The 26,863-nt window shown below is 67.8% G+C and carries 27 protein-coding genes and 1 pseudogene; 11 read left to right on the top strand and 17 right to left on the bottom strand.

What is annotated here, in order from left to right:
* Positions 1-46: 46 nt before the first annotated feature.
* The 4 genes from WJ12_RS27300 to WJ12_RS27285 form a co-directional block, all read right to left on the bottom strand.
* The gene (locus WJ12_RS27300) at positions 47-2,623 is read right to left on the bottom strand and encodes a penicillin-binding protein 1A (protein ID WP_059556512.1); all 2,577 of its coding nucleotides are present in this window, start codon (positions 2,621-2,623) and stop codon (positions 47-49) included.
* 173 nt (positions 2,624-2,796) lie between these two features.
* Positions 2,797-3,804, bottom strand: coding sequence for a trans-3-hydroxy-L-proline dehydratase (gene lhpH / locus WJ12_RS27295; protein WP_059556511.1), 1,008 nt, complete (start codon positions 3,802-3,804; stop codon positions 2,797-2,799).
* A gap of 69 nt (positions 3,805-3,873) precedes the next feature.
* A complete protein-coding gene (locus WJ12_RS27290; RefSeq protein ID WP_059556510.1) occupies positions 3,874-4,995 on the bottom strand; it encodes a branched-chain amino acid ABC transporter substrate-binding protein in 1,122 nt (373 codons plus the stop codon).
* Positions 4,996-5,121: 126 nt separating this feature from the next.
* On the bottom strand, positions 5,122-5,859 hold the full coding sequence (locus tag WJ12_RS27285; protein ID WP_034191422.1) for a FadR/GntR family transcriptional regulator: 738 nt from the start codon (positions 5,857-5,859) through the stop codon (positions 5,122-5,124).
* 262 nt (positions 5,860-6,121) lie between these two features.
* Here WJ12_RS27285 and lhpI point away from each other — a divergent pair, with 262 nt between their 5' ends.
* From lhpI to WJ12_RS27270, 3 genes are all read left to right on the top strand, one after another.
* Positions 6,122-7,057: a bifunctional Delta(1)-pyrroline-2-carboxylate/Delta(1)-piperideine-2-carboxylate reductase gene (lhpI, locus tag WJ12_RS27280; protein ID WP_034191677.1), complete on the top strand. Its 936-nt coding sequence runs from the start codon at positions 6,122-6,124 to the stop codon at positions 7,055-7,057.
* A 151-nt stretch (positions 7,058-7,208) separates the two neighbouring features.
* Entirely contained in the window at positions 7,209-7,613 is a 405-nt protein-coding gene (locus WJ12_RS27275; protein WP_034191423.1) for a response regulator transcription factor, read from the top strand.
* 16 nt (positions 7,614-7,629) lie between these two features.
* A complete protein-coding gene (locus WJ12_RS27270; protein ID WP_034191424.1) occupies positions 7,630-8,406 on the top strand; it encodes a helix-turn-helix domain-containing protein in 777 nt (258 codons plus the stop codon).
* Between the two features lie 14 nt (positions 8,407-8,420).
* Here the strand turns inward: WJ12_RS27270 and WJ12_RS27265 are convergent, their stop codons facing one another.
* The 6 genes from WJ12_RS27265 to WJ12_RS27240 form a co-directional block, all read right to left on the bottom strand.
* Positions 8,421-8,747, bottom strand: a complete 327-nt coding sequence (locus tag WJ12_RS27265) for a hypothetical protein (protein ID WP_034191425.1) — start codon at positions 8,745-8,747, stop codon at positions 8,421-8,423.
* A 154-nt stretch (positions 8,748-8,901) separates the two neighbouring features.
* Complete coding sequence (locus WJ12_RS27260) at positions 8,902-9,141, bottom strand: hypothetical protein (protein WP_034191426.1); 240 nt, start codon at positions 9,139-9,141, stop codon at positions 8,902-8,904.
* A 16-nt stretch (positions 9,142-9,157) separates the two neighbouring features.
* Positions 9,158-9,448: a DUF1488 family protein gene (locus WJ12_RS27255; RefSeq protein ID WP_034191427.1), complete on the bottom strand. Its 291-nt coding sequence runs from the start codon at positions 9,446-9,448 to the stop codon at positions 9,158-9,160.
* A 111-nt stretch (positions 9,449-9,559) separates the two neighbouring features.
* Positions 9,560-9,958, bottom strand: a complete 399-nt coding sequence (locus WJ12_RS27250; protein ID WP_034191428.1) for a DUF488 domain-containing protein — start codon at positions 9,956-9,958, stop codon at positions 9,560-9,562.
* A gap of 159 nt (positions 9,959-10,117) precedes the next feature.
* Positions 10,118-11,320 (bottom strand): amino acid aminotransferase, encoded by a 1,203-nt coding sequence (locus WJ12_RS27245; RefSeq protein WP_034191429.1) that lies wholly within the window; start codon positions 11,318-11,320, stop codon positions 10,118-10,120.
* 45 nt (positions 11,321-11,365) lie between these two features.
* Positions 11,366-12,751, bottom strand: coding sequence for an amino acid permease (locus WJ12_RS27240; RefSeq protein WP_034191430.1), 1,386 nt, complete (start codon positions 12,749-12,751; stop codon positions 11,366-11,368).
* 321 nt (positions 12,752-13,072) lie between these two features.
* Between WJ12_RS27240 and WJ12_RS27235 the strand changes: the two genes are divergently transcribed.
* The 3 genes from WJ12_RS27235 (at position 13,073) to WJ12_RS36510 (ending at position 15,016) form a co-directional block, all read left to right on the top strand.
* The gene (locus WJ12_RS27235) at positions 13,073-13,546 is read left to right on the top strand and encodes an Lrp/AsnC family transcriptional regulator (RefSeq protein WP_049032428.1); all 474 of its coding nucleotides are present in this window, start codon (positions 13,073-13,075) and stop codon (positions 13,544-13,546) included.
* Between the two features lie 400 nt (positions 13,547-13,946).
* Positions 13,947-14,579 (top strand): type VI secretion system amidase effector protein Tae4, encoded by a 633-nt coding sequence (locus WJ12_RS27230; RefSeq protein WP_059556509.1) that lies wholly within the window; start codon positions 13,947-13,949, stop codon positions 14,577-14,579.
* Positions 14,576-15,016 carry a hypothetical protein gene (locus WJ12_RS36510; RefSeq protein WP_319000368.1) on the top strand — a complete coding sequence of 147 codons (441 nt, stop codon included), beginning with the start codon at positions 14,576-14,578 and terminating at the stop codon, positions 15,014-15,016. The genes WJ12_RS27230 and WJ12_RS36510 overlap by 4 nt, the downstream gene beginning before the upstream one ends.
* Before the next feature lie 21 nt (positions 15,017-15,037).
* Here the strand turns inward: WJ12_RS36510 and WJ12_RS27225 are convergent, their stop codons facing one another.
* Complete coding sequence (locus tag WJ12_RS27225) at positions 15,038-15,895, bottom strand: EamA family transporter (protein WP_059556707.1); 858 nt, start codon at positions 15,893-15,895, stop codon at positions 15,038-15,040.
* A 404-nt stretch (positions 15,896-16,299) separates the two neighbouring features.
* Between WJ12_RS27225 and WJ12_RS27220 the strand changes: the two genes are divergently transcribed.
* Both WJ12_RS27220 and WJ12_RS27215 read left to right on the top strand, forming a co-directional pair.
* Positions 16,300-17,973: a phospholipase C gene (locus WJ12_RS27220; protein WP_034191434.1), complete on the top strand. Its 1,674-nt coding sequence runs from the start codon at positions 16,300-16,302 to the stop codon at positions 17,971-17,973.
* A 95-nt stretch (positions 17,974-18,068) separates the two neighbouring features.
* Positions 18,069-19,490 (top strand): cytochrome-c peroxidase, encoded by a 1,422-nt coding sequence (locus tag WJ12_RS27215; protein WP_059556508.1) that lies wholly within the window; start codon positions 18,069-18,071, stop codon positions 19,488-19,490.
* A gap of 24 nt (positions 19,491-19,514) precedes the next feature.
* Here the strand turns inward: WJ12_RS27215 and WJ12_RS27210 are convergent, their stop codons facing one another.
* The 5 genes from WJ12_RS27210 to WJ12_RS27190 all read right to left on the bottom strand — a co-directional run bounded on the left by WJ12_RS27210 (position 19,515) and on the right by WJ12_RS27190 (position 23,906).
* Positions 19,515-20,246 (bottom strand): class I SAM-dependent methyltransferase, encoded by a 732-nt coding sequence (locus tag WJ12_RS27210; protein WP_059556507.1) that lies wholly within the window; start codon positions 20,244-20,246, stop codon positions 19,515-19,517.
* 79 nt (positions 20,247-20,325) lie between these two features.
* Positions 20,326-21,636, bottom strand: a complete 1,311-nt coding sequence (locus WJ12_RS27205) for an NAD(P)/FAD-dependent oxidoreductase (protein WP_059556506.1) — start codon at positions 21,634-21,636, stop codon at positions 20,326-20,328.
* Entirely contained in the window at positions 21,633-22,388 is a 756-nt protein-coding gene (locus WJ12_RS27200) for an amino acid ABC transporter ATP-binding protein (protein WP_059556505.1), read from the bottom strand. Before WJ12_RS27200 ends, WJ12_RS27205 begins: the two co-directional genes overlap by 4 nt.
* Positions 22,385-23,041 carry an amino acid ABC transporter permease gene (locus WJ12_RS27195; RefSeq protein ID WP_034191439.1) on the bottom strand — a complete coding sequence of 219 codons (657 nt, stop codon included), beginning with the start codon at positions 23,039-23,041 and terminating at the stop codon, positions 22,385-22,387. Before WJ12_RS27195 ends, WJ12_RS27200 begins: the two co-directional genes overlap by 4 nt.
* 88 nt (positions 23,042-23,129) lie before the next feature.
* A complete protein-coding gene (locus WJ12_RS27190; protein ID WP_034191440.1) occupies positions 23,130-23,906 on the bottom strand; it encodes an ABC transporter substrate-binding protein in 777 nt (258 codons plus the stop codon).
* Between the two features lie 161 nt (positions 23,907-24,067).
* Between WJ12_RS27190 and WJ12_RS27185 the strand changes: the two genes are divergently transcribed.
* The gene (locus tag WJ12_RS27185) at positions 24,068-24,859 is read left to right on the top strand and encodes an IclR family transcriptional regulator (protein WP_034191441.1); all 792 of its coding nucleotides are present in this window, start codon (positions 24,068-24,070) and stop codon (positions 24,857-24,859) included.
* 180 nt (positions 24,860-25,039) lie between these two features.
* Here the strand turns inward: WJ12_RS27185 and WJ12_RS36935 are convergent.
* Positions 25,040-25,087: pseudogene (locus WJ12_RS36935) on the bottom strand (hypothetical protein); the annotation flags it as partial.
* 180 nt (positions 25,088-25,267) lie between these two features.
* On the opposite strand from WJ12_RS36935, the gene WJ12_RS27180 reads away from it, so the two are divergent.
* Positions 25,268-25,978 (top strand): GntR family transcriptional regulator, encoded by a 711-nt coding sequence (locus WJ12_RS27180; RefSeq protein WP_059556504.1) that lies wholly within the window; start codon positions 25,268-25,270, stop codon positions 25,976-25,978.
* A 58-nt stretch (positions 25,979-26,036) separates the two neighbouring features.
* Entirely contained in the window at positions 26,037-26,843 is an 807-nt protein-coding gene (locus WJ12_RS27175; protein WP_034191443.1) for an SDR family oxidoreductase, read from the top strand.
* The last annotated feature ends 20 nt before the right edge of the window (positions 26,844-26,863 follow it).

Here is a 26,863-nt window from a genome sequence, read left to right as displayed (position 1 = left end):
TGACAACTTGATTACGGCAGCATCGCGCGAAATCTGAACGGCTTCGTTACTGGGAAGCGCCGCTCGCGTCGGGCGCGGACGGCGCCGGCGGCTGCAGCGGCGCGGCGGCAGGCGCCGCACCAAGGCCCGCGCTGCCGCCGCTCGTCGTGCCGGCGCTCGCCGGCGGCTGCGCGGGCTGCGGTTGGGACGCGCCCGCCGACAACGCGGCGGCCGATGCGGCCACTTCGGACGCCGGCACCCATTCCTCGACGAGACCGCCGGACGCGGCCTCGGGTGCCGATGCGGCCGACGCATCCGAAGCCGCACCTTCGTCGACCTCGGGCGGACGCTCGATACGCTGTGTCCTGACGGGCGCGGACGCCTTCTTCGATTCGGGCGGGAACCACGTGTCGAACAGGTCCGTCACACGCTCGCGCAGCGACGCGAACCAGCCGGGTGACGGCTCGGTATCGAACTTCGCCTTCGCGTCGACGAGGCGGGCGCGTTGCGCACGCTGGAAGAAATCGCCGACGATCGGCAGCGCGCTGTGCGCGCCCTGCCCCCAGTAGTCGCTGCGCAGCGTCACGCGGCCGTCGTCGAAGCCGACCCACGCGCCGGCGACGAGGCCCGGCTGCATCAGGATGAACCAGCCGTCCGCGTTGTCCTGCGTCGTGCCCGTCTTGCCGGCCACGTCGCCGCGGATCCCGAAACGCGTGCGGATGCTGCCGCCCGTGCCGCGCGTCACGACGTCGCGCATCACGCCGAGCAGCGTCTTGTCGGTTTCGGCGTCGAGCGCCCGTTCGGGCGGCGCCGGCGCGTATTCGGCGAGCACCTCGCCCTGGCGGTTCTCGATGCGCGTGACCATCTGCGGCTCGACGTACAGCCCGCCGTTCGCGATCGTCGCGTAAGACGCGACCATCTCCTTGAGCGTGACCGGGCTCGTGCCGAGCGCGAGCGACGGCACGCGTTCGAGCGGGCTTTCGCGCACGCCCATGTCGCGCGCGAGCCGCGCGACCGCGGCCGGCCCGACCTGCTCCATCACCTGCGCGGTGATCCGGTTGCGCGACAGCGCGACCGCGTCGCGCAGCGTCATCGGCTTGCCGGTCGGCGGCACGTCGTCGTTCGGCCGCCAGATCTCGCCGCCCTTCAGCGGGATCTCGACCGGCTGGTCGATGAACGTGTCGTCCGGCTTCATTCCCTTCGCGAACGCGACACCATAGACGAACGGCTTGAACGTCGAGCCCGGCTGGCGCCGCGCCTGCGCGACGTGGTCGAACGGCTCGCGGGTGAAATCGCGGCTGCCGACCCAGGCGCGGATCTGCCCGTCACGCGGATCGATCGCGAGGAAACCCGCCTGAACGTCGGTCTTCGCCTTGCACAGCGCGCGCATGAAGCCGCGGTCGGCCGCGAGCAGCTTCATCGCGGCCGCGTCGTCCTTGCCGGCGTCCTGCGCGGCCTTGTACTCGGGCGACTCGCGCATGAAGGTGCGGAACACCTCGTTGTCGGTGCCGCAGCCGTCGCGGCCGCTCCATGCGCCGTTCGCGATGCCCTGCAACTGGTTGCCCTGCAGCGTGAGCGCCTGCGTCGCCATCTGCTGCAGCCGCGAGTCGATCGTCGTGCGCACGATCAGCCCGTCCGAGTAGATGTTGTAGTCGTTGCGGTCGGCCCACGCGATCAACCACTTGCGCAACTGCTGCGCGAAGTGCGGCGCCGGCCCCGGCGGCTCCTTCTGGCGCTCGAAATCGATGCGCAGCGGCCGGCGCTGCAGCTGCGCGAACTGCGCCGGCGACAGCTTGCCGTACTTCACCATCTGGCCGAGCACCGTATTGCGCCGCTGCAGCGCGCGCTCCGGGTTCAGCACCGGGTTGTAGTAGCTGTTGCCCTTCAGCATCCCGACGAGCGTCGCGCTGTCGAGCACGTCGAGCTCGTCGGCCGACTTGTCGAAGTAGGTGCGCGCGGCCATCTCGACGCCGTACGCGTTGTACAGGAACGGCACCGTGTTCAGGTAGGTTTCGAGGATCTGGTCCTTGCTGTAGACCGCCTCGATCTTCAGCGCGGTGATCGCCTCCTTCACCTTGCGGGTGAGCGTCGGCGCGCGGCCGATCTCGTCCGGATACAGGTTGCGCGCGAGCTGCTGCGTGATCGTCGAGCCGCCCTGGCGGCTGCCGGAGAACGTATGGAGCGCGGCCGAGGCCGTGCGCTTCCAGTCGAGGCCGTGATGCGCGTAGAAGCGGTGATCCTCGGTCGCGATCAGCGCGTCGACCATGTGCGGCGAGATCTGCTTGAGCGGCACCCACTCGCGGTTGGACGGCTTGAATTCGGCCAGCAGCTTGCCGTCGGCGGACAGCACCTGCGCCGGCTGGTCGACGCGCGCCTTGCGGATGTCGCCGATGCCCGGCGTGAACGGGATCAGCACGACCACGTACGCCACGAACAGCGCCGGCACGGCGGCGCCCGTGAGCAGCACGCCGCGGCGCGTCGGGTGACGGAGATGGCGCCACGCGGTGGCGGCAAGAGGCTTGACCCGCGCCACGGCGGCAGCCGCGACGGGTTGGGCGCGCGCGACCCATCTGGCACAGAAGGCACGCACTGACGACACGTTTCGGCGATTCACGCGGGTGGAGCTCGGCTGAAAAGGCTGCATCGTACCAAACTCGCGCGGCCCCACGGCCGCGGCGGCGTTGCGCGGGCGCGCGCCGCGCGGCTGCGCCCGTGTTGCGCACGCAAAAAAGGCGCGTGCCCCGCAACGGGAACGACGCGCCAAACCTGGTACGACAACCGGGAAACGGCTCGACGGCGGCTGATCGGCGCCGCCGCTCAGCGCACGAGGAAGCCGTAAGTCAGCGGGTCGCGCTCGTCGACGATCCAGTTCGCGAACCCGCAGATGTGCGCACTGCCCTCCACCTCCGGAATCACGGCCGGGATGTCGCCGACCGTCGTTTCGCGCAGCACGCGCCCCTTGAAGACCGTGCCGACGATCGATTCGTTGACGAGCGTGTCGCCGGCCGCGAGCAACCCGCGCTGGTACAGCTGCGCGACACGGCCGCCGGTGCCGGAGCCCGTGGGCGAACGGTCGACCTCGCGATCCGCGAACACGCAGCAGTTCGCCTGCGTCGAGCCCGGATGGCGCGGCGCATTCGCGATGATCGTGCCGTAGATGTGGTTGATCTCCGGGATTTCCGGATGCACGACCGGGTACTTCGCGTTCGCGGCGGCCTTCACTTCCGCGCCGAAGCGGATCAGTTTCTCGACCGCCGACTCGCGCACCGGCAGGTCGAACGGCGCACCGTCGACGTAGAAATAGAACGCGCCGCCGTACGCGATGTCGCCGGTCACGGTGCCGAACGACGGCGTCTCGACCGACACGTCGCGCTGCCAGATGAACGACGGCACGTTGACGAAGCGCACGGGCCCCGCATGCTCGCCGTCCCACCGGACGAAGGCCTCGATGAAGCCGCACGGCGCGTCGATGCCGACCCGCGTTTCCGGCACCGTGCGCTGCACCCAGCCGAGCTCGACGGCGGCGGTCGACAACGCGATCACGCCGTGCCCGCAATGGTCGCTGTAGCCTTCGTTGTGCACGAAGATCACGCCGAAATCGGCATTCGGCGAGACCGGCTCGGTCAGGTAGCCGCCGTACATGTCGGCGTGGCCGCGCGGCTCGAACATCAGCGCGCGGCGGATCTCGTCGGCGTGCGCCTTGAGCCACGCGCGGCGCTGGACGATCGTGTCGCCGGGCAGGCGCGGCAGCCCGCTCGTGACGATGCGGAACGCTTCGCCGCCCGTATGGACTTCGACGGTGGAAAGGGATCGGGAAATTTTCATGTCGAATCGGATGCGTTGAAACGAAGGACGGCGGCCGCGCCGCCGTCCGGTGGCAAGCGTGGGCGCCGGTTACTTCGCGTACGGCTCCGGCAGGCCGTTGCGGATCACGTAGACGGTCGTCGGCGCGCCCTTCAGGTCGCCGTTCGCGTCGAACGAATAGGTGCCCGCGACGCCCGCATAGTTCGACTTCGCGAGCTGCGCGATCAGCTTCGCCTTGTCGGTGGTCGTACCGGCCTTGACCATCGCGTCGGCGAGCAGCTTCATCCCGTCGTAGTAGTTGACGCCATAGACCTGCGTATCGGTGTGATAGGTGTCGTGGTACTTCTTCAGGAACGCGCGTCCGGCCGCCGTCTTCTCGAGCGCGACGCCGCCCTGCGCGCAGTAGACGATCGATGCCGCGTCGCCCGCGACCTTGCCCATGTCCGCCGAGCAGATGCCGTCGCCGCCGAGCAGCTTCGCGCGCAGCCCGCGCTGCTTCATCTGCTTGGCCATCGGCGCGCCCTGCGCCGCATAACCGCCGAGGAAGATCACGTCGGGGTTGCCGGCCTTGATCTTGGTGAGGATGCCGAGGAAGTCGGTGGCCGACGAGTTCGTGTACTCCTGGTCGACGATCCGGATCCCGTTCGCCTTCGCGACGTTCATGAACTGCTCGGCAACGCCCTGCCCGTAAGCGGTGCGATCGTCGATCACGGCGGCCGTCTTCGCGTTCAGCGTCTTCGCGGCGAACGTCGCCATCGTGCCGCCGAGCTGTTCGTCGCTCGCGCCGATCCGGAAGATGTTCTTGAAGCCCTGCTTCGTCAGGGCCGGGTTCGACGCGACCGGCAGGATCGGCACGCCGGCAGTCGAGTACACGCGCGACGCGGGGATCGCGACGCCCGAGTTGTACGGTCCGAGCACCGCGACGACGCCCTTGTCGACGAGGTTCTGCGCGACCTGCACGCCGGCCTTCGGGTCAGCCTGGTCGTCTTCGGAAACCAGTTTGAACGTGACGGCCTTGCCGGCGACCTTGATGCCGGCCTTGTTGAGTTCGTCCACGGCGAGCCGCGCGCCGTTTTCGTTGTCCTTGCCGTTCGCGGCCTGCGGCCCGGTGAGCGGCGCCGAATGGCCGATCATCACGACTTCCTGCGCGTGCGCGGAAGTCAGCGCGCCGGCGGCAACGGCCACCGAGAGCGCGGTAACGAGGTGTCGCATGATGTCTCCTGATTGGTTTTGAGTGAAACCAATGTAGGACACACGTGGTCACATCGCAAGCAATTTCAAAATAATTTCGGAATTTTGGTCATATTTAAGACCAGAATGCATTCGCGCGGATTCGTTCTACTTCGGCGCGATGTCGCGCCGCACGCGGCGGATGTGCTGTTCGACGTAGAACGCGGCCGCATCGGCATCGCCCGACACGATCGCCTCGTAGATCAGCCGGTGCTCGGACACGTAGAGCCGGATCCGGCCCGCGTCGTAGATGCCGTCGTCCTTCAGCCGTTTCCACAGCGGCTGGTCCATCGTCTTCGCGACTTCGTCCGCGATCTTCACCATCAGCGCGTCGCCCGTCATCAGCGCGAGTTGTCGGTGGAACAGCCGGTCGCTCTCGTTCCAGAGCGCGCGCTGGTGCGGATCGTCGACGTCGGTGATGGTTTCCATCTGCGCGAGATAACGCTCGGCACCGGGATCGGCGCGGCCATGGGCGGCCGCGAGACGTGCGATCGCGGGCTCCAGGATCAGCCGGACGTCGAGTGTCGACGTCGGGCTGAAGTCGGCCTCGGACGCCATCGGCGCGTCGCCGCGCCGCGCGAGCACGTCGAGCGGCGCCGCGACGACATAGGTGCCCGAATTGCGCTTCGTGAACACCAGCCCTTCGTTCTGCAGCGCGCCGAGCGCCTCGCGCACGGCCGGCCGGCCGACCTGGAACAGCGCGGCGAGCTCGCGCTCGGACGGCAGGCGCGACTCGGCCGCGTAGCGCCCGGCGCGGATTTCGTCGCGGATCTTCTCGGCTACCTGCTCGTAGATCTGCAGCGGCCGGAAACCGCCTTCGATTGATTCGGGACGCGCGGACATCATCGTATGGCTCCTGCCCGGTCGCGGGCGTGGATCTGGAATGGGTTCGCACTATACCGGAGCGGCGCCGGTATCGCGCCACGGCAACCCTTCTGGACAGATATTAGAACCAAAACCGGCTCGACGCTTTATTTTCTGGGTTGCGGGCGCGCCAGAAAGTGGTATAGATTCGATCCACGCTGCCTGGTGTCGCGGTATCCGGCAGCCCCGTGGCGGGCGCGGCATGCGCCCGCCGTCCACGCTCACGACGCATACGACGTACACGATGACCGCCCTTTCCCCGATTCCCGTTTTCGATGCGGCCGACACGGCCGCATTGCTCGACTACCCGGCGCTGCTCGCCACGCTCAGGCAAGCCGTTGCCGAGTATGCGGCGGGCGAGATCGTCAGCCCCGAGCGCCTCGTCGTGCCGCTGCAGGCCGGCGGCGTGATGCTGTCGATGCCGTCGAGCGCGCGCGACCTCGCGAGCCACAAGCTCGTGAACGTCTGCCCCGGTAACGGCACGCGCGGCCTGCCGACGATCCTCGGCCAGGTGAGCGCGTACGACGCGACCACGGGCGAGCTGCGCTTCGCGCTCGACGGCCCGACGGTCACCGGCCGCCGCACGGCGGCCGTCACCGCGCTCGGCATCGAGGCGCTGCATGGCGCCGCGCCGCGCGACGTCCTGCTGATCGGCACCGGCAAGCAGGCGGCCAATCACGCGGAAGCGCTCGCGGCGATCTTCCCGGAAGCGCGCCTCCACGTGCGCGGCACGCGCGCCGACAGCGCGGCCGCGTTCTGCGCGGCGCATCGCGCGCAGGCGCCGCGGCTCGCACCGCTCGACGGCGAAGCGATTCCCGACGCGATCGACGTCGTCGTCACGCTGACGACGAGCCGCACGCCCGTCTACCGGGAAGCCGCGCGCGAGGGCCGGCTCGTGGTCGGCGTCGGCGCGTTCACCGCGGATGCCGCCGAGATCGGCGCGAACACCGTGCACGGCAGCCGGCTCGTCGTCGACGATCCGGCCGGCGCGCGCCACGAGGCCGGCGACCTGATCGTCGCGCAGGTCGACTGGCAGCACGTCGCGTCGCTCGCCGACGTGCTGAACGGCACGTTCGCGCGCGGCGGGCCGATGCTGTTCAAGAGCGTCGGCTGCGCTGCATGGGATCTCGCCGCGTGCCGCACGGCGCGCGATGCGCTCGAGGCGCGCGGCGCCGGCTGACCGCGTACCGGCATATCGCGGCGACATCGGAGCCGCGCCGGCGGTTTCCCGGACGCGTTGTAGGAAACGCCCTACAACGCGTCGAAGCGGCCTACACGAACTTCCAATTCGGCCGATTTCAATTTCGGCGGCGCAACACGATACTGCCGGCATGAATGCCAGCCTGTCACCCGCCGCGCTCAGGGTGTTTCTCGTCGATCACGCCGTCGCCGTCCGTCAGCGGATCGCGCTGCTCGTCGGCGCGATCCGCGGCGTCGCCGTCGTGGGCGAAGCGGAAGACGGCCAGGACGCGTGGACGCACATCCGCAGTTGCCGGGCGGATGTCGTGATCGTCGACGTGCGGCTCGCGGACGGCAGCGGCCTCGCCCTCATCGGGATGCTGTCGAAGGTCGCACCGCGCATCGTCACGATCGTGCTGACGAATCATTCGGCGCCGGCATTCAGAGAGGCATGCGCGACGGCGGGAGCCGACTACTTCTTCGACAAGACCGTCGAATTCGACGCCGCATGCCGTGTCATCGAATCCCTGGTGCACGCTCGTGTGCACCACCCCTGACGAGCCGGAGTGACTTATGTCCACAGCCACCGCCTGCGCCGCCGACGTGTCCGTCGTACCCCGGCCAACGATTCCGCTGCGCGCGGCCGCGCGCGCCGACGCCGCCAAACATCCGGCCGCACGCTGCTCGGCCTGCGCGATGCGCTCGATGTGCCTGCCGCACCTGACGGCCGCCGAGTACGGCCGCCTCGACTCGATCATCTGCACGACCCGGCACGTTCGCCAGGGTGACGCGCTGTTCCGCATCGACGATCCGTTCCAGAGCATCTATGCGGTGCGCGCGGGTTCGTTCAAGACGGTGATGATGCATCGCGACGGCCGCGAGCACGTGACGGGCTTCCAGATCGCCGGCGAAACGCTCGGGATGGACGGCATCGGCAGCGGCCAGCATTGCTGCGACGCGATCGCGCTGGAGGACAGCGTCGTGTGCATCATTCCGTTCGGCGCGCTCGAAGCCGCCTGCCGCGAGATCAAGCCGATGCAGCACTTCCTCTACCAGATGCTGAGCAGCGAGATCGTTCGCGAATCGAGCCAGATGCTGCTGCTCGGCACGATGTCGGCCGAACAGCGCGTCGCGCATTTCCTGCTGAACCTGTCGTCCCGTTTCGAGGCGCGCGGTTATTCGGCGACCGAATTCAACCTGCGGATGACGCGCGAGGAAATCGGCTGCTATCTCGGGATGAAGCTCGAGACCGTCAGCCGGATGTTCTCGCGGTTCCATCGCGACGCGCTGGTCGAAACGCGCGGCAAGCGCGTGCGCATCCTCGACGCGCACGCGCTCGCGCAGGTCTGACGCGCGACGCCGGATCATCGGCGCAGCGCCGCCCTTGCGCCGCTCGCCTGCCACGCGATCAGCGCCTGCTCGGCCTGGGCGAATGCGCGGCGCAGCGCGTCGTCGAGGTCGTTTCCCGCGCATGGCGGCAGCGGCCTGAGCGCCGCGTCGTGCATCACCAGGTCGAGCCGCACGTCGTACAGCCGCACGCCATCGGTCGCCACGCGCGATTCGATCGCGAGGTGGCAGCCGCCGATCAGCGCGCGGAACCGCTCGAGCCGCACCAGCTGCGCGCCGGCCTCGGCTTCCACCGCGGCGGACCCGGTGAATCCCCGGCAGGCGATCTGCATGCCCACGCCCATGTCCTACTCTCCCGACGGGGCCGCCCGCTCGTCGACCGCCTTGCATGCGCCCGCCCGCACACGATGCGGCGGCACGCGTTTCCCGTGGCGTGGCGCGATTCTGCGACCGCGGCCCGGCCGACAATCCTCCCGCGCCGTCCTGGCGCGGGTCCGTTCATACGTTGAAGACCTGCGACGTCTTCATCTCGATCCAGGTCATGCCGGCGCGCAGCCCTTCGATCATGGCCTCGCGCTCGGTCGGATACGCGTGACTGTGCTCGAACGTATGATGAAACCGAGCGGCACCGGCGCCGTGCTCGACGGACACGCGGCAGCGGAATTCGCCCGATTCGCACGGTCGCGTCTCGACTTCGACCGACCAGTCGCGTTCGTGAATGTTGCCCTGCAGTGTCATGCGCCCTCCTGCGGTATCAGCCTTCGAGCCGGAAGTGGCCGCTGTGCAGCAGCACCGGCCGGCCGCCGATTTCCTCGAGCATCCGTCGCGCCATCGCCTCGATAGCCGGGCGGTGCCCGTCGAATGCGGTCAGCAGGTCGCTTTCGAGCAGCGACCGCGCGCCGAAATGGTCTTCCAGCGCCTCGGCCGTGACCGCGCACTGTACGCAACGTCCGTCGACCAGCGCCGAAAACGCGACGACCAGGTCGCGCGCGCAATATTCGGGCGGCTCGGGCGGAAAAGTGATGTGCATCGGTCGGCCTGTCATCGTCGTGATGGCTCCATGACGAGAGCATAGTGGCGCGCGCGGCCGCGCGCTTGACCCACGTCAAGCGGTCCGCTGCACCGCACGATCCCGGTGCAGCCGCGCGACGCGGCTTCAGCCCGCGTCGGGCTCGATCGCCGCGCCGCGCTGCGCGAGCAGCTCGCGCAGCACGCTGCGGTGGCAATGGCGCTCGTCTTCGCAGTAGCAGCCGATCGAGAACGCCGTGGTGGCCGACAGCGCCGCCAGCAGGTCCAGCACCTTCGCCGGGTCGCCCTGCGCCATCTCCGCGCGAAAGTGGCGCTTGAATGCATTCCATTCGGCGTCGGTTTCGGCGGCCTGTGCCTGGGCAACGAGTTCGGCACTCGGCGACAGCGTCGGCAGCCATACATCATAGTAGTCGCGCGACGCGAATTCCGCCTTAGGTACGCCGCGCGGCGGCCGCCGCACCGTACCGATCCGCAGCCCCTCGCCGGCCGCGCGCGGCGTGCCGAGCCGGATGATCCGGATGCCCATGTCGCTCCCTTTTCGTGTTGCGTCCGATGCCGCATCGTACCGCCGCACGCGCCGTCGCGTCTGTCTTCCGGCGCACGTTGCCGCCGCGCAAGAAAAAACCGGCTGCCCCCGCGACGGGGGACAGCCGGCTCATCCTGCGTCGTTCGGTGCGCGCCGCGCTCAGACGCCGCTCTTCAGCACCTTGCCGATCGCGTCCGCGACGATGCCGACGTTCGAGTCGTTCAGGCCCGCCACGCACATCCGGCCCGAACGCAGGATGTACACGCCGTGCACTTCGCGCAGCGCGTCGACCTGCGATTCGGTCAGGCCCGTGTATGTGAACATCCCGCGCTGCTTCACGTAGCGCGTGAGCGCCTCGCCGCCGACATGGTCGCGCAGGCCGTCGTGGATCGACTGGCGCATCCGCGCGATGCGGCGGCACATGGCCGACAGCTCCTCTTCCCATTGCTTGCGCAGTGCCGGCGTGCCCAGCACGGCCGCGACGACCTTCGCACCGTAGGTTTGCGGGTTGCTGTAGTTCGAGCGCACGGCGCCGGCCAGCTGGCCGAGCACGCGCTCGGCCGCGGCTGCGTCTTCGCAGACGACGCTCAGCCCGCCCACGCGCTCGCCGTACAGCGAGAAGTTCTTCGAGAACGAGTTCGCGACGAGCGTCGGCACGCCGCGGCGAGCCAGTTCGCGCACCGCGAACGCGTCCGCGTCGAGACCCGCGCCGAAGCCCTGGTACGCCATGTCGACGAACGGCAGCAGCCCGCGCGCCTCGATCACGTCGATCAGTTTCTCCCACTGGCCTTCGTCGAGGTCGACGCCGGTCGGGTTATGGCAGCACGCATGCAGCAGCACGATGCTGCGCGCCGGCAGCGCGTCGATCGCCGCGAGCATCGCGTCGAACTTCAGGCCGCCCGTCGCCTCGTCGTAGTACGGGTAGGTATTCACCGTGAAGCCGGCGCGCTCGAAGATGAAGCGGTGGTTTTCCCAGCTCGGATCGCTGAGCCACACCTGCGCATCCGGGAAATAGCGCTTCAGGAAATCGGCGCCGACCTTCAGTGCGCCCGAGCCGCCGAGCGTCTGCAGCGTCGCGATGCGGCCGGCCGCGCGGGCGGGGTGATCGGCGCCGAACACGAGCGATTGCACGGCGTCGCGGTACGCGGCCAGGCCGACCATCGGCAGGTACGGCTTCGGGCCGCTGTCGCGCTGCAGCGCGGTTTCGGCTTCGCGCACGGCGCCCATCACCGGAATCCGGCCTTCGGCGTCGAAATAGATCCCGATGCTCAGGTTGACCTTCTGGTCGCGCGGATCTTTCTGGAAGTTCTCGTTGAGCGTCAGGATCGGGTCGCCCGGGTACGCGTCGATGTGTTCGAACATGGCTATGTCGGTCTCGTTTGGAAGAATGATCGGTCGTGGCCTGCGTCAGCGTGCGGAGGCGCCGTCGTGCATCGCAAAGCCTGCATTCTTCTGACGGAAGCGATACCCGATCGCGAGCACCGCGAGCCATACCGGGATCAGGTACACCGACAGGCGGAGATCCGGCGTCAGGTACATCACGACGAGAATGCCGGCCATGAATGCCAGGCACAGGTAATTCGTGAAAGGATAGCCCAGACTGCGGAAGGAAGTCTTCTCCCCGGCCGCGCGCTTGGCCTGGCGGAACTTCAGGTGGATCAGGCTGATCATCGCCCAGTTGATGATCAGCGCCGACACGACGAGGCCCATCAGCACCTCGAACGCCTTGCCCGGCATGAAGTAGTTGACCAGCACGCACACGCCGGTCGCGAGCGCCGACGCGCCGAGCGCGGCGAGCGGAATGCCGCGCTTGTTCACCGAGCACAGCACCTTCGGCGCGTTGCCCTGCTGCGCGAGGCCGAACAGCATCCGGCTGTTGCTGTACACCCCGCTGTTGTAGACCGACAGCGCGGCCGTCAGCACGACCACGTTCAGCACGTTGGCGACCACGTTGCTGCTCAGCGCGTGGAAGATCAGCACGAACGGGCTGCCGCCGGTGACGACCTTTTCCCACGGATACAGCGACAGCAGCACCGCGAGCGCGCCGATGTAGAAAATCAGGATCCGGTAGATCACCTGGTTGGTCGCGCGAGGAATGCTGTGCTTCGGATCGTCGGCCTCGGCCGCGGTGATGCCGATCAGCTCCAGCCCGCCGAACGAGAACATGATCGCGGCCATCGACATCACGAGCCCCGACACGCCGTTCGGGAAGAAGCCGCCGTGCTGCCACAGGTTCCGCACGCTCGCCTCCGGCCCCGCGTGGCCGCTCGCGAGCAGCCAGCCGCCGAAGCCGATCATGCCGACGATCGCGGCGACCTTGATGATCGAGAACCAGAATTCCGTCTCGCCGTACGACTTCACGCTCGCCAGGTTGAGCAGGTTGATCGCGACGAAGAACACCAGCGCCGACACCCAGGTCGGCACGCCGGGCCACCAGTACTGCACGTAGATCCCGACGGCCGACAGCTCGGCCATGCTGACGAGGATGTACAGCACCCAGTAGTTCCAGCCCGACAGGAAGCCGGTGAAGTGGCCGACGTACTTGTTCGCGAAAAAGCTGAACGAGCCGGCGACGGGCTCGTCGACGACCATCTCGCCGAGCTGGCGCATGATGAAGAACGCGACGATGCCGGCCACCGCGTAGCCGAGCAGCACGGACGGGCCGGCCATCTTGATCGTCTGCGCGATGCCGAGGAACAGCCCCGTGCCGAGCGCGCCGCCGAGCGCAATCAGCTGGATGTGCCGGTTCTTCAGCCCGCGCTTCAGGCCGTCGCTCTCGTTACCAGAAACCATGTCTTCTCCACTCTGTCCGCCTCCGCCTGACGCGGTGCGGCGCGCCTCGGTGTGCCGGGCGCTGTTTTACTGTGCCGGCGGCCGTTCGTGGGGGCGCCGGGTTGGGGACTGCAATCTTCGCGTGAGGCGGCAACCGATTTGCGTCGGCGTGCCGGCCACACTGGCCGCAACTCCTCCGCCCACGCCGCGCTGCCGCGGCCGCATACGAAAATCCGGGGTCAGTTTAGCGTCGCGACCGCGAAATCGGGTTGCGTAACCCGCTCATGCAAACCCTACATTATGAGATAAGATTGCATCCAGGAGACGAATGAGGAAACAAAAATGCCTGACCCGGTTCTCGATCGCATCGATCGCCACTTGCTGTCGGTGCTGCAGGAGAACGGCCGCGCGTCGAACCTCGATCTGGCGAAGGCCGTGGGACTGTCGCCCGCGCAGACGTTGCGGCGCCATCGCCGGCTGGAGGAAATCGGTGCGATCCGCCGTTACGAAACCCGGCTCTGCGCCGACACGCTCGGCTTCGGCGTCACCGCGTTCGTGCACGTGACGATGGAGCGCGGGCATATCCGCGATTTGTCGAAGTTCCAGAAACTCGTGTCGGATCTCGCGCAGATCCAGGAATGTTTCTCGGTGACGGGCGACATCGACTACGTGCTGAAAGTCGTCGCGCACGATCTGAAGGGGCTGTCGCGATTCCTGCTCGAGACGCTGATGCGCATCCCCGGCGTGAGCGGCGTGCATTCGAGCGTGTGCCTCGACGAAATCAAGTGTACGAGCGCGATGCCGGTGGAAGCGTAACACCCGCGCGGGCGAGGTGTTCACGCGAAGGTCGCCGGTGCCGCAGGCATCATCATGGTTCCGGCTGCGTCAGGCAGGCGTTGAGCAGCTCGCAGGGCCACAGGCTGCGCTTTCCTGCGCAACGTAGCTGTCGCGGCGCGTCTGTCGTGATCGACATTGCCCGGAAAACGTGTTCGACTGCGGCATCGTGCGAGGGCACCGATTAATGGGACGCCCATCAATCGGTAGCAAATTTCACGAAAAGTCGTACAAGTCCAATAGGCGACTTGTTTCTTATCAGCGATCGTCTTCGATTCCTTAATGCATCAGGAATCGACTATGGCAACCCGCCGTAGCAACAGCCAGCGATCCGACCGCTTCCGTCGGATTCGTCATCGCCGCCACATATGGGGCGTAGCCGATGCCGAACCCGTCCACGAAAGTCCGCACCAATAACACGCCGCATTCTCAAAAAACGGTACAGCTCAAAACACTGACATTTCAGGAGCTTTGGAACGCATATCCGAAGAAGGATCCATATGATGACCCGACCGGCGAGTATAAAAATCAATGCGCGATCCGGATGAGCGTAACTTTCCACGCAATCGGCAGCGGCATGAAGTCGTTTTCTCAGAAAGTATTGAAGCCCATGCCAGGAAAACGAACGCTCGGACGCCTCATCCTCGATGGGAAGGCAACTGCGACCCGCGCCTACGAACTAGCAGAATGGTTGAAGCTTCGCCCATTCCTTGGCTTGGGCAAGCCGGAAAATATCACCGGACAGGATTGGCAGGACAAGGTAAAAGGCCGAACCGGTATCGTCTATTTCTTCGGTTATTGGCGGCAGGACGGTGATTCGGCTGACGCATTCAGCGGCGGACATATCGATCTGTGGAACAAGGACACGCTCACACCCTCGGCTGCGTCGTTCTGGCGATTTCGCATTGGCGTGCCGTCCATGATTAACCCGCTCGATTATCTTCGGGGCCGACGCGGAAACTGGTACTCGGACCTCGCCAATTCGAACGAAATCCTTTTCTGGGAAGTTGAATGAAACGGCTGGCCGTCACCCTCGGCGGATTCATATGGGGCTTGCTCGTTACCTGGGCATCCCTTTACACGTTCAGCCGAATTCATTGGCCCACTACACCGTCACATTCGACCGGCTGCAACGACATGGAGCACTGCGCTCCTCAGGCGGTATTCGTGGTCGGTCTGCTCGCACTCACGTTGTGGCCCTCGGTCCTCTTTGCCGTCATCAATGCGTTCGCTTATCGGCGCTGGTCGTCGCGTAGATGGGGAAACGTGTTCGTTATGGCTACGCTATTCGTCGTCGTTTTTCATCTCGCGAGCTACGCGGCGCCTGCGCTAGGTCTCTTCAGCCAGGCCGGATCACCGGAGCGGCGCAACGCAGTTTGTGCGCCGCCTCGCTCCGTCAAGCGACAGCCCGATACATCGGTGCGTGTGACGATTTCGTCTGCAACCGCCTAAACTTGCGACTATCGTCAATGCTCACCGCACCGCCTCGAACGCACTGATCAACAACGCCCCGCAAGCAATCACCATGCACCCTGCCGCCCGGCGCGGCGTCAGCCGCTCGCCGAGATACACGCGCGCGATCAGCGCCGCGAACACCACGCTCGTCTCGCGCAGCGCCGACACCGGCCCCATCGGCGCCCGGTCCATCGCCCAGATGACGATGCCGTACGCAAGCGCGGCGAACACCCCGCCGCATGCGGCCTTCGCCGTTTCGCCGACCGCCTGCGTCAGCCGCAACGGCCCCGCGCGCAGCCGGTAGTACGCGGCCATCATCGCCCCCGTCAGCACGAACATCCACGCGGTATAGCCGACCGTGTTGCCGCTCTCGCGCACGCCGATCCCGTCGACCACGCTGTACGCCGCGATCGACACGCCGGTCGCGAACGCGGTCGGCAGCACCCTCGCGATCGGATGCGTTGCGCCGCGTCCGCGATCCAGCCCGATCGCCAGGATGCCCGCGCAGATCAGCACGAGCCCGCCTTGCGCGCCGACGTTCAGCCGCTCGCCCGCGAACGCCGCCGCGCCGAGCGTGACGAGCAGCGGCGCGGTGCCGCGCGCGACCGGATACGCGACGGTCAGGTCGCCATGCTCGTACGCGCGCACGAGCAGCAACGTGTAGACGACGTGCAGCACCGCCGACGCGACGACGCACAACCAGCTCGACGCTGAAATAGGCGCGGCGGCCGGCAGGAACAGCAGCGCGAACAGCCCGATCGCGATCTGCAGCACGGTGGCCGAACGCAGCCGGTCGCCGCTGCCGCGGACCAGCGCGTTCCACGCCGCATGGAGGAACGCGGCGCACAGCACGGCAAACAGGACGGGAATCGGCACGATGAATACTCGCAGACGCGCGCCGACGTCGATCGTCGCCGCAGGGCGTTCATCGTATGAATCCGTCACCGGATTGTCAAAAACGTCGGCGTGCACGGCGGCGCGAACGCGCCCGCCGGCCGTGCGCCGCCCCGCCCGGCGCGGCATCGGCGGCCGCGGCCCGCCGCGCCGCGGCACCTGCCGCGGCGGCCGCACGCGGTCTGCCCCTTTCCGTTCTCTTTCGCGCCTCGTGCCGGCGTAATGGAATCGATACCGCGGTGCAACCGTCACGAAACCACTCCGTCCCCATATCTTCATATGCGGCTGTTTCAATGCGCGTGCTCTCTCACGCGCTCCGCGCCGACCGACACGCCACGGCGACGGAGCCGCGCCCCACCCTCGAAGACCTTACCTGGAGTTTCCCGATGTTCCGTCAAGCCTTGCTCGTCACCGCCTGCGCAGCCGCGGCGCTGGCGCTGTTCGCCTGCGGCGGCAGCGACGATCCCACGTCGACGCCCGCCGTGTCGTCGCAGGATGCGCTGCAGACCGCCACGCCGATCAAGCACGTGGTCGTGATCTACGGCGAGAACATCTCGTTCGACCACTACTTCGGCACCTATCCGAACGCGACGAACCCGTCGGGCGAACCGGCGTTCACCGCGAAAGCGGGCACGCCGACGTCGAACGGGCTGACGGGCACGCTGCTGACCGCGAACCCGAACTTCACGAACACGGCCAACGGCACCGACGCGGCGAACCCGTTCCGCCTCGACCGCACGCAGGCCGCGACCGCCGACCAGAACCACGCGTACACGGCCGAGCAGCAGGCCGAGGACAACGGCCTCGCCGACCTGTTCCCGAAGTACACCGGCAAGGGCTCGTCCGGTGGCGCCGGCGCGTTCGGCACGAAGGGCCAGGTGATGGGCTACTTCGACGGCAACACCGTGACCGCGCTGTGGAACTACGCGCAGCGCTTCGCGATGAGCGACAACACGTTCACGACGGTCTACGGCCCGTCGACGCCCGGCGCGCTGAACGTGGTATCCGGCCAGACCAACGGGATGCAGATCGTCAAGACGTCGAAGCAGCCGTCGACGCTCGCGGCCAGCTCGTACTACATCAATGACGGCCAGGGCGGCTTCACGATGATCAACGACGTCGACCCGGGCTTCGACGTGTGCTCGAGCACGACCGACCAGGCGATGATGACGGGCAAGAACATCGGCGACCTGCTGAACGGCGCGAAGATCACGTGGGGCGGCTTCATGGGCGGCTTCAACCTGTCGACGACGAACGGCAACGGTACGACGGGCTGCGCGCGCAGCACGGTCGCCACCGCCGTGAACGCCGCGACGGCCGACTACATCCCGCACCACAACTGGTTCCAGTACTACGCGTCGACCGCGAACCCGCAGCACACGCGCCCGAGCTCGGTCGCGGCGATCGGTTCGAGCTTCCAGGCCGACGGCAAGACCGCCGAGCCGGCGAACCACCAGTACGACACGGACGACTTCTTCGCCGCCGTGAAGGCCGGCAACTTCCCGTCGGTCAGCTACCTGAAGGCGCCGGCCGCGCAGGACGGGCATGCGGGCTATTCGGATCCGCTCGACGAGCAGGCGTTCGTGACCAAGGTCGTCAACTTCCTGCAGCAGCAGCCGGACTGGCAGAACACGGCCGTGATCGTCACGTACGACGACTCGGACGGCTGGTACGACCACGTGTACACGGCGCCGACGCACGCATCGTCGGACCCGGTCGACCAGGTCAACGGCGCCGGCAAGTGCGGCACGGGCGGCACCACCGGCGTGAACGGCGCGACCGTGAACGGCCGTTGCGGCCCGGGCGTGCGCATTCCGCTGGTCGTGATCTCGCCGTATGCGAAGCAGAACTACGTCGACCACACGATGCTCGACCAGGCGTCCGTCGTGCGCTTCATCGAGGACAACTGGCTCGGCGGCCAGCGCATCGGCGGCGGTTCGTTCGATGCGACCGCGGGCGACCTGCGCAACCTGTTCGACTTCACGTCGAAGCCGAACACGACGCCGCTGTACCTCGACCCGACGCTCGGCACCGCACTGAGCGCCGCACCGGCGATCTGAGCGTCGCCTGCCCGACCGCATGGCCGGCGCCTCGCGCGCCGGCCGTTTCCATTTAACGCGCCGCGTCGAGCGGCGCCCGAGTTCCGATCGACAGCATGACAGCCCGACCCGCGTTCCCCTCTTCCGACGCCTCCGGCACCCCCGCGCCGCGCGCCCCTTCCCGCCTGCCGCGCCGCGCGGCGTTCGTGTTCGGCGCGGCCGTGCTCGGCTACGGCGCGTTCGCGATCGCGTTTCCCGCGCGGGTGCCGGCGGCCATCGGCACCGTCGTCGCCGACTGGACCGGCGCGAACCCGCATCCGGTCGTGCTGCAGCGGCCCGCCGCGCAGCCGCTGTCGGCGGTCGCGCAGCTCGGGCGCGCGCTGTTCCACGATCCGTCGCTGTCCGCGTCGGGCAAGCAGTCGTGCGCGTCGTGCCACAGCCCCGACCACGCGTACGGGCCGCCGAATGCGCTCGACGTGCAGCCGGGCGGCCTCGCGATGACGCAGCAGGGCTATCGCCCGCCGCCGTCGCTGATGTACCTGTACCGCCAGCCGAACTTCAGCATCGGCCCGGATGCCGGTGAAAACGACGCCGCGCCGAGCGTCGCGCAGCAGGCCGCGTCGGCGGCCGGCGTCGTCAAGGCGCAGAAGGTGGCCGGCACGTCGGCCGCGCCGCAGCTCGTGCCGCAAGGCGGGATGTTCTGGGACGGCCGCGCCGACACGCTGCAGCAGCAGGCGTTCGGCCCGCTGCTGAATCCGGTCGAGATGGCGAACGCGAGCATCGACGACGTGGCGCGCAAGCTCGCGCAGTCGTCGCACCGCGCGCAACTGGTGCAACTGTTCGGCGCGCGCGTGTTCGACAGCCCGCAGCTCGCGGTGTCGGAGGCGATGTTCGCGATCGCGCGCTACCAGGTCGAGGATCCGTCGTTCCATCCGTACAACAGCAAGTACGACCGCTGGCTCGAAGGCCGCGCGCGCCTCACGCAGGCCGAGCTGCGCGGCCTGCGCCTGTTCAACGATCCGGACAAGGCGAATTGCGCGGGCTGCCATCTGTCGAAACCCGGCAAGGACGGGTTGCCGCCGATGTTCACCGATTACCAGTACGAGGCGCTCGGTGCGCCGCGCAATCAGGCGCTTGCGCAGAACCGCAACCCGGCGTTCCACGATCTCGGCGTGTGCGGACCGTTCCGCGACGACCTGAAGGACCAGACGCAGTATTGCGGGATGTTCCTGACGCCGACGCTGCGCAACTCGGCGACGCGCCGCGTGTTCTTCCACAACGGCGTGTTCCATACGCTCGACCAGGTGATGGCGTTCTACAACGAGCGCAGCATCTCGCCGCAGAAGTTCTATTCGCGCGGCGCGGACGGCAAGGTCGACGAGTACGACGACCTCCCGCCGAAATATCGCGCGAACGTCGACGTGACCGACGCGCCGTTCGACCGCAAGCCGGGCGACAAGCCCGCGATGACCGCGCAGGACATCAAGGACATCGAGGCGTTTCTCGGCACGCTGAACGACGAGCCGGCACGGCACTGAACGCCGCTCGGGCGTCGCGCCGCATCAGCGGCGCGCGCGGATGCACAGGAAGGCCGGCGCCAGCGACAGCTCCGCGTGGAGCCGTTCCGACGCCGCCTTCATCTCCGGCAGCGGCTTCGGTTCGACGAACCGTTCGAGCCGCCAGCCGCCGTCGGCGAGCGCATTCAGGATGTCGGCCAGCGGCCGCCGCCAGGCTTCGACGTAGGGCCTCGGCTCGCCGAACCCCGACCAGTGGAAACCGAAGCGTGATGTGTCGAAGTACGTGCCTTCCCCGCGCGTCCGTTCGTCCATCCAGTCGCGCATCGGATGCGCCATCGAGAACACGAGCGTCGCGCCGGGGCGCGCGATGCGCCTGAATTCGCGCAGCGTCGGCGCGAGATCGCGCACGTAGTCGAGCGCGAGCGAGCACAGCACCTTGTCGACCGCATGATCCGGCAGCCACGCGAGCGGCGCCTCCAGGTCGCCTTCCACGATGTCGACCGCGAGGCCGTCGCAGCGCGTTCGCGCGAGCGCGACCATCTCCGGCGTGACGTCGAACGCATGCACGGTCGCGCCGCGGTGCGCCAAGTGTTCGCTGCAGATGCCGGGGCCGCACCCGGCGTCGAGCACCGTCAGGCCGTCGACGTCGCCGAGCAGCGCCAGCGTCGCCGGCCGTTCGTACAGCGCGTTGTGCGCCTTCGTCGGCGCGATGTCCGCGTAGCGTTGCGCGAAGCTCGCATAGGCGCGGCGGCCGGGCGATTCGTTCGGATCGGTCATGCGGCATCCGTCGGCGGAAACTGGGAGTGTCGATTCTGCCCGATCGGACGACGGTTGGCGATCCTGCTTCCCGCCTGCGTTACGACAGGCTGTCGAGCAGCCGGTACCAGGCCACGCCGGCCGCGATATAGAAGCGCTGCAGCCCGTGAAACGGAATCGGCCGGATCGGCGTGACGCGGAACGGCAGCGGCAGTTGCGCGTCGCCCGACAGGTGCGCGGCCAGATGCTTGCCGAGCGTCGTCGCCATCGCGATGCCGCGCCCGTTGTAGCCGAGCGCGATCGTCACGCCCGGCGCCGGCTCGTGCACGTGCGGCATGAAATCCGCGGTGATCGCGACGCGTCCGGCCCAGCGGTATTCGAACCGGACGCCCTTGAGTTGCGGATACAGCAGCGTCGCCGCACGCTCGAGATGGCGCCAGTCGCTCGCCGCACGCGGTTCCGCGAACGGGCCGCGACCGCCCATCAGCAGGCGTCCCGCCGCATCGCGCCGGAAGTACAGCAGCAGGCGCCGCGCATCCGATGCGACTTCGCCGCCGGCGAGAATGTCGCGGCCGAGTTCCGGCGCGAGCGGTTGCGTCGCGACGATGAAGCTGTTCGCGGCGATCACCGACTGGCGCAAGCCGGGCCACAGTCCGTCGGTATAGCCATTGGTCGCGAGCACGACGCGGTCGGCCGATACCGTCGCGCCGCCGGCGGTCGCGACCTGCCAGCGACCGCCGGCACGCGTCAGCCCGACGGCGCGCGTCAGCCCGTGCACGACCGCCCCGCTCGCCTGTGCGGCGCGCACGAGGCCGCGCGTATAGCTGAGCGGCTGCACGCTGCCCGCGCGGCGATCGATCCAGCCGCCCGCGTAGGCGCCGGTGCCGAGCCGGCGCGCGACGTCGTCGCGACCGAGCAGTTCGACCGGCGCGCCCCGCGCGGCCCATTGCTGTGCGCGCCGCGCGACCGTCTCGAGCATCGCGGCGGTCGGCGCCGGCTGGATCCAGCCGTGGCGACGCGCGTCGCAATCGATCGCGTGCCGCGCGATCAGGTCGAACACCGTGTCGGCCGCCCCGCCGACCACGCCGGCAAGCTGCTCGCCGGCCTCGTCGCCGAACCGGCGGATCAGTTCGTCGGGATCGTATTTCAGGCCCGGAATCACCTGCCCGCCGTTGCGGCCCGACGCCCCCCAGCCCGGCTGCGCGCCGTCGATCACGCGCACGTTCACGCCGCGTTCGGCCAGGTGGAGCGCGGTCGACAGGCCGGTGAAGCCGGCGCCGACGATCGCGACGTCGCACGACGCGGACGCATCGAGCGCGGGGGTATCGGGCGCCGGCGCGGCGGTCGCCGCCCACAGCGAATCGGGCCACTGCGTGTCGGGCCATCCGGGTGCCGCGTTCCTTGCACTCATGTTCGATCCGGGTTGGCGGCGTCGTCCGACGCCAGCAGGCGACGCAGGAATTCCTGCGTGCGGGGATGCTTCGGCTGCGTGAGCACGTCGCGCGCGGCGCCGCTTTCGCAGATGGTGCCGTCGTGCAGGAAGCACACGCGATCGGCCACCTCGCGGGCGAACGCCATTTCGTGCGTGACGACCACCATGGTCATGCCGTCGCGCGCGAGCCCGCGCATCACGCCGAGCACCTCGCCGACGAGTTCGGGGTCGAGCGCCGAGGTCGGTTCGTCGAACAGGATCGCCTGCGGCTCCATCGCGAGCGCGCGTGCGATCGCGACGCGCTGCTGCTGCCCGCCCGACAGTTCGGACGGGTATGCGTTCATCCGGTGCGCGAGCCCGACCTTGTCGAGCAGCGCGCGGGCCTGCTCGCGCGCTTGCGCGGCCGGCCTGCGCCGCACGTGGACGGGCCCCTCCATCACGTTCTCGAGCGCCGTGCGGTGCGCGAACAGGTTGAAGCGCTGGAAGACCATGCCGACCCGCATCCGCAACTCGTGAATGCGTTTCGAATGCGCATCGACCTTCACGCCGTCGATCGTGATCGACCCTTCGTCGTAAGTCTCGAAGCCGTTGATACAGCGCAGCACGGTCGACTTGCCCGAGCCGGACGGCCCGATCAGGCACACGACCTCACCCTGCTGCACGTCGAGGCTCACGCCCTTCAGCACGGCGTGCTGCTGGAAACGCTTGTGTATCGCATCGATCCGGATCATGTGCTTCTCCTCAGCGAGAGCCGCTTGCCGAGCCGGTTCACGCCGAACATCAGCGGCAAGCCCAGCGCGAGGTACAGCAACGCGACGAGCGTATAGACGCTCATGTTCTGGAACGTCGACGACGCGATCAGCTGCCCGGCGCGCGTGATCTCCGCGACCGTGATCGTCGATGCGACCGATGAATCCTTCAGCAGCATCACGAGCGTGTTGCCGTACGGCGGCAGCGCGATGCGGAACGCCTGCGGCAACACCACGCGCCGCATGATCATCGGGCCGCGCATGCCGATCGCGTGCGCGGCCTCGATCTGGCCGCGGTCGATCGCCTCGATGCCGGCGCGGAAGTTTTCCGCCTGGTAGGCGGAGTACGCGATGCCGAGGCCGAGCACGCCGGCCTGGAACGCCGACAGCTGGATGCCGAGATCGGGCAGCACGAAGTACATGTAGAACAGCTGCACGATGATCGGCAGCCCGCGGATCACGTTGACGACCGTGCTGCCGGCCGTCGCCACGACACGGTTGCGCGACACCTTCAGCAATGCGAGGATCAGCCCGAGCACCGAGCTGAGCACGAACGCGCATGCGGTGATCTCGATCGTGACCACCGCGCCCTTCAGCAGGATCGGCAGGAAATCGATCGCGTTCTGAAAAAACATGAGGTCTCCTATGCGACGACCTGGCGACGCGCCGCAGTGGGTGCCCGCGACACGCGGGCGATACCGTCCGGGCCTCCCGGACGGGCGCTCAGCTCATGTGCCACTTCTGCAGGATCTGCTGCAGCGTGCCGTCGCTCTTCATCTTGCGGATCGCGCCGTTGAGCTGCTCGAGCGTTGCCGTGTCGCCCTTGCGCACGATGAAGCAGACCTGCCCCTTCACGACGCTCTGGTATTCGGGCACGAGCCGCACCTGACGGTTGACGCCGTGTTCGATCTGGTACGCGACGATCGGCTGGTCGGCGAAGCCGGCCTTGATGCGCCCGAGCGCGACGTCGCGCATGATGTCCGCGATCGAATCGTAGGTCCGGACTTCCTTGAAGATGCCCTTCTTGTTGAGCGCGTCGACGAACGCCGTACCGACCTGCGCGCCGACCACCTGCCCCTTGAAATCGTCCATCGACGTGTAGCGGCCCGGGTCGTCCGCCTTCACGATCAGGCCTTCGCCGAACGAATAGACCGTGTCGGAAAAGTCGACGACCTGCTGGCGCGCCGGCGTCTTCAGCATCGCGGCCGAGATGATGTCGATCTTCTGCGTGGTGAGCGACGGGATCAGCGCCGAGAACACGGTCTGCTGCACGTCGACGCGAAAGCCGGCCGACTGCCCGGCCGCGGTGATCGCATCGACCATCATCCCCTGGATCGAATTGCTCTTGACGTCGAGAAACGTGAACGGCACGCCAGTGGCCGTCGCGCCGACCTTCAGCGTCGGCTCGGCCGCGGCGGCGCCGGGCGATGCCGCGCCGAGCGCGATGCAGGTGGCGAAACCGGCGGCCAGTGCGCCGAACCGCTTGATGAACGAAACCATGGTGCCTCCTTCTCGAATACTTCGGTGCGCCGACTGGTCGCGGATCGACACTGCGACGGTGACTCGATCTTAAAACGAATCAAAAATATCGAGAAAAGATTTTTTAGTATCGATATGCGATACGCTATGATGCGTTATCGAATCGATTCGGCCCCTTGCCCATGGAAACGTCGCCCGATCAGTCAAACGACCTGCTGTTCAACCAGTCGCTGGAGAAAGGGCTGAACGTGTTGCGCGCGTTCAGCGCGAAGCGGCGCACGATGACGCTGGCGGAAGTGGCCGACGCCGCGGGCATGACGAAAAGCTCGGCGCAGCGCATGGTCTATACGCTCGAGAAGCTCGGCTACATCCGCAAGCATCCGGTTACGCGGCGCTACCAGCTCACGCCGCACGTGATGCGGATCGGCTTCAACTATCTCGCGGCCGATACGCTGATCGACGTGGCGAATCCGTTTCTGTCGGAGCTCACGAACCTGACCGGCGAAACCACCAACCTCACCGAGCCGGACGAGGACGAGATGGTGTACGTCGCGCGTTTCGTGTCGACGAAGTTCGTGCCGATCCACATGCCGATCGGCAGCCGCATCCCGATGTATTGCACCGGCTGCGGCCGCGCATTCCTGAGCGCGCTGCCGCCCGGCGACGCGCGCGCGCGTCTCGACGCCATGGCGCGCCCGCCGCACACGCCGCGCACGGTCACGGCGCTCGACGAACTGGTCGCGCTGCTCGACGGCGCGCGGCGCGAAGGCTACGCCACCAACCAGGAAGAACTGTTCATCGGCGACATGTCGATCGCGGCGCCCGTGCTCGGCAGCCAGGGGCAGCCGGTGGCGGCCGTGCACGTGGTTGCGCCGACGAGCCGCTGGACCTTCGACGACGCGCGCCGCAAGCTCGCGCCGGCCGTGATCGACTGCGCGCGCGGCATCAGCAATTCGATCAGGACGCTCGAGTAGGGTTCGTGGCGCGGAAGGCGCGGTGTACGACGGCGTTTGATCGTCAGCGCGGCTTCTGCGGCTTCTTGGTCCGATAGGTACCGTTCGGGTGCACACGCGTTGTTTCGCCGCGGCGTCCCGTGCTCTGCCGTGGTACAGATCGACGCACTTCAGGTAGTCGAACTTCACGTCGCCGACATCCGCTTCGACGACCGGATGTCGATAATCCCGCGCCAGATGCTTCGCCACCCGTGCGTGAATGACGTCCGGCGCATGCTCCGAAGCGGTACCTGGCCGTCAACCCTCGTCTGCCCTTCCTCGGCGTTTTCCCCGATCCCGTTCGTCTTGACTCCGCCCGCCGCATCGTCAACACTTCGCCTATCGCAAGTGTGATCACAGATCGCAGATCAAACCCAGGAGAACCCCGCCTTGGCGCCTCGTATCGTCCCGCCCGCACTGAAAGCCATCGAACAGGAAACGATGGCCGACAAGGTCTACCAGCAACTGCGCGAAGCGCTGATGAGCGGCCGTTTCGCGCCCGGCCAGGCGTTGAGCCTGCGCAGCGTCGCCGAGGCGGTCGGTTCGTCGACGATGCCCGTGCGCGCCGCGCTCACGCGGCTGCGCGCCGAGCGCGCGCTGGTCGACGGCCCGAATCGCGCGCTCGTCGTGCCGCCGATGACGCTCGACATGCTCGACGAACTGCGCGACGTGCGGATCGCACTCGAGGGCTGCATCGCCGAGCGTGCGTGCGAACGAATGAGCGACGCGCAGATCGCGGCCGTGCGCAAGACCTGCGAGACGATGCAGGCGCACGTCGAAGCCGGCCGCTCGCGCGCTTACCTGCAAAGCAATTTCGCCTTCCACAGCGCGATCTACGCGCACGGCGCCAGCGAAAGCACGCTCGCGATCGTCGAGAACTTGTGGATGCGGGTCGGGCCGTTCCTGAACATGGTCGCGCTCGACATCCCGCACATGCGGCGCTCGATGGACGCGCACCGCGCGATCGTCGACGCCCTCGAACGGCGCGACGGCACCGGCGTGCGGGCCGGCATCGCGCTCGACATCGGCGGCGCCGCACACGATCTCGCCGAAACCTTGCGGGCCGAACAGGCCCCGCGAACCGTGAACGCAAAGCCGTAGCGGCCGCCCGCCGCGGGCGGCTGCGATCCTACAACATCAACGATGGAGACAACCCGGCATGACAGCTTCCGACCTGCTGAAACCCTATGACGGCCTGCGCGTCCTCGTGACGGGCGGCGCATCGGGCATCGGCCTCGACATCGCCGACGCGTTCGCCGAGTGCGGCGCCCGCGTGCATGTGTGCGACGCGTCGCCAGCCGCGCTGGCCGCACTCGCCGACCGGCCGCCGCGCGCCGGGGCCGGTGCGATCAGCGCGACGCTGGCGGACGTATCCGATCCGGCCGCCGTCGAACGCGTGTTCGACGACGTCGCGGCAACGCTCGGCGGCCTCGACGTGCTGGTCAACAACGCGGGGATCGCCGGCCCGACCGGCGGCATCGACGAGATCGACCCCGTGCAGTGGGAACAAACCGTCGCGATCAACCTGAACGCACAGTTCCAGTTCGCGCGCCGTGCGGTGCCGCTGCTGCGCGACGCGAAACATGGCGGCGCGATCATCGCGTTGTCGTCGGTCGCCGGGCGGCTCGGCTACGCGTTCCGCACGCCGTACGCCGCGACGAAATGGGCCGTGGTCGGCCTCGTGAAGAGCCTCGCGATCGAACTGGGCCCGCTCGGCATCCGCGTGAATGCGATTCAGCCCGGCATCGTGCGTGGCCCGCGGATGCGCCGCGTGATCGACGCACGCGCGCAGCAACTGGGCATCGGTTACGACGAAATGGAGAAGCGCTATCTCGAGAAGATCTCGCTGCGGCGCATGACCGACCCGGCCGAAATCGCCGCGACCGCGCTGTTCCTGTGCTCGCCGGGCGGGCACGGAATCACGGGGCAGGCCATCTCCGTCTGCGGCAACGTCGAAGTGCTGTGACGCACCCGGCATCGTTCACC

This window comes from Burkholderia seminalis (genome assembly GCF_001718535.1).
Taxonomy (GTDB): Bacteria; Pseudomonadota; Gammaproteobacteria; order Burkholderiales; family Burkholderiaceae; genus Burkholderia; species Burkholderia seminalis.
The sequence above is the reverse complement of the archived record's forward strand: the minus strand, read 5'-3'. Positions and strand labels throughout refer to the sequence as shown.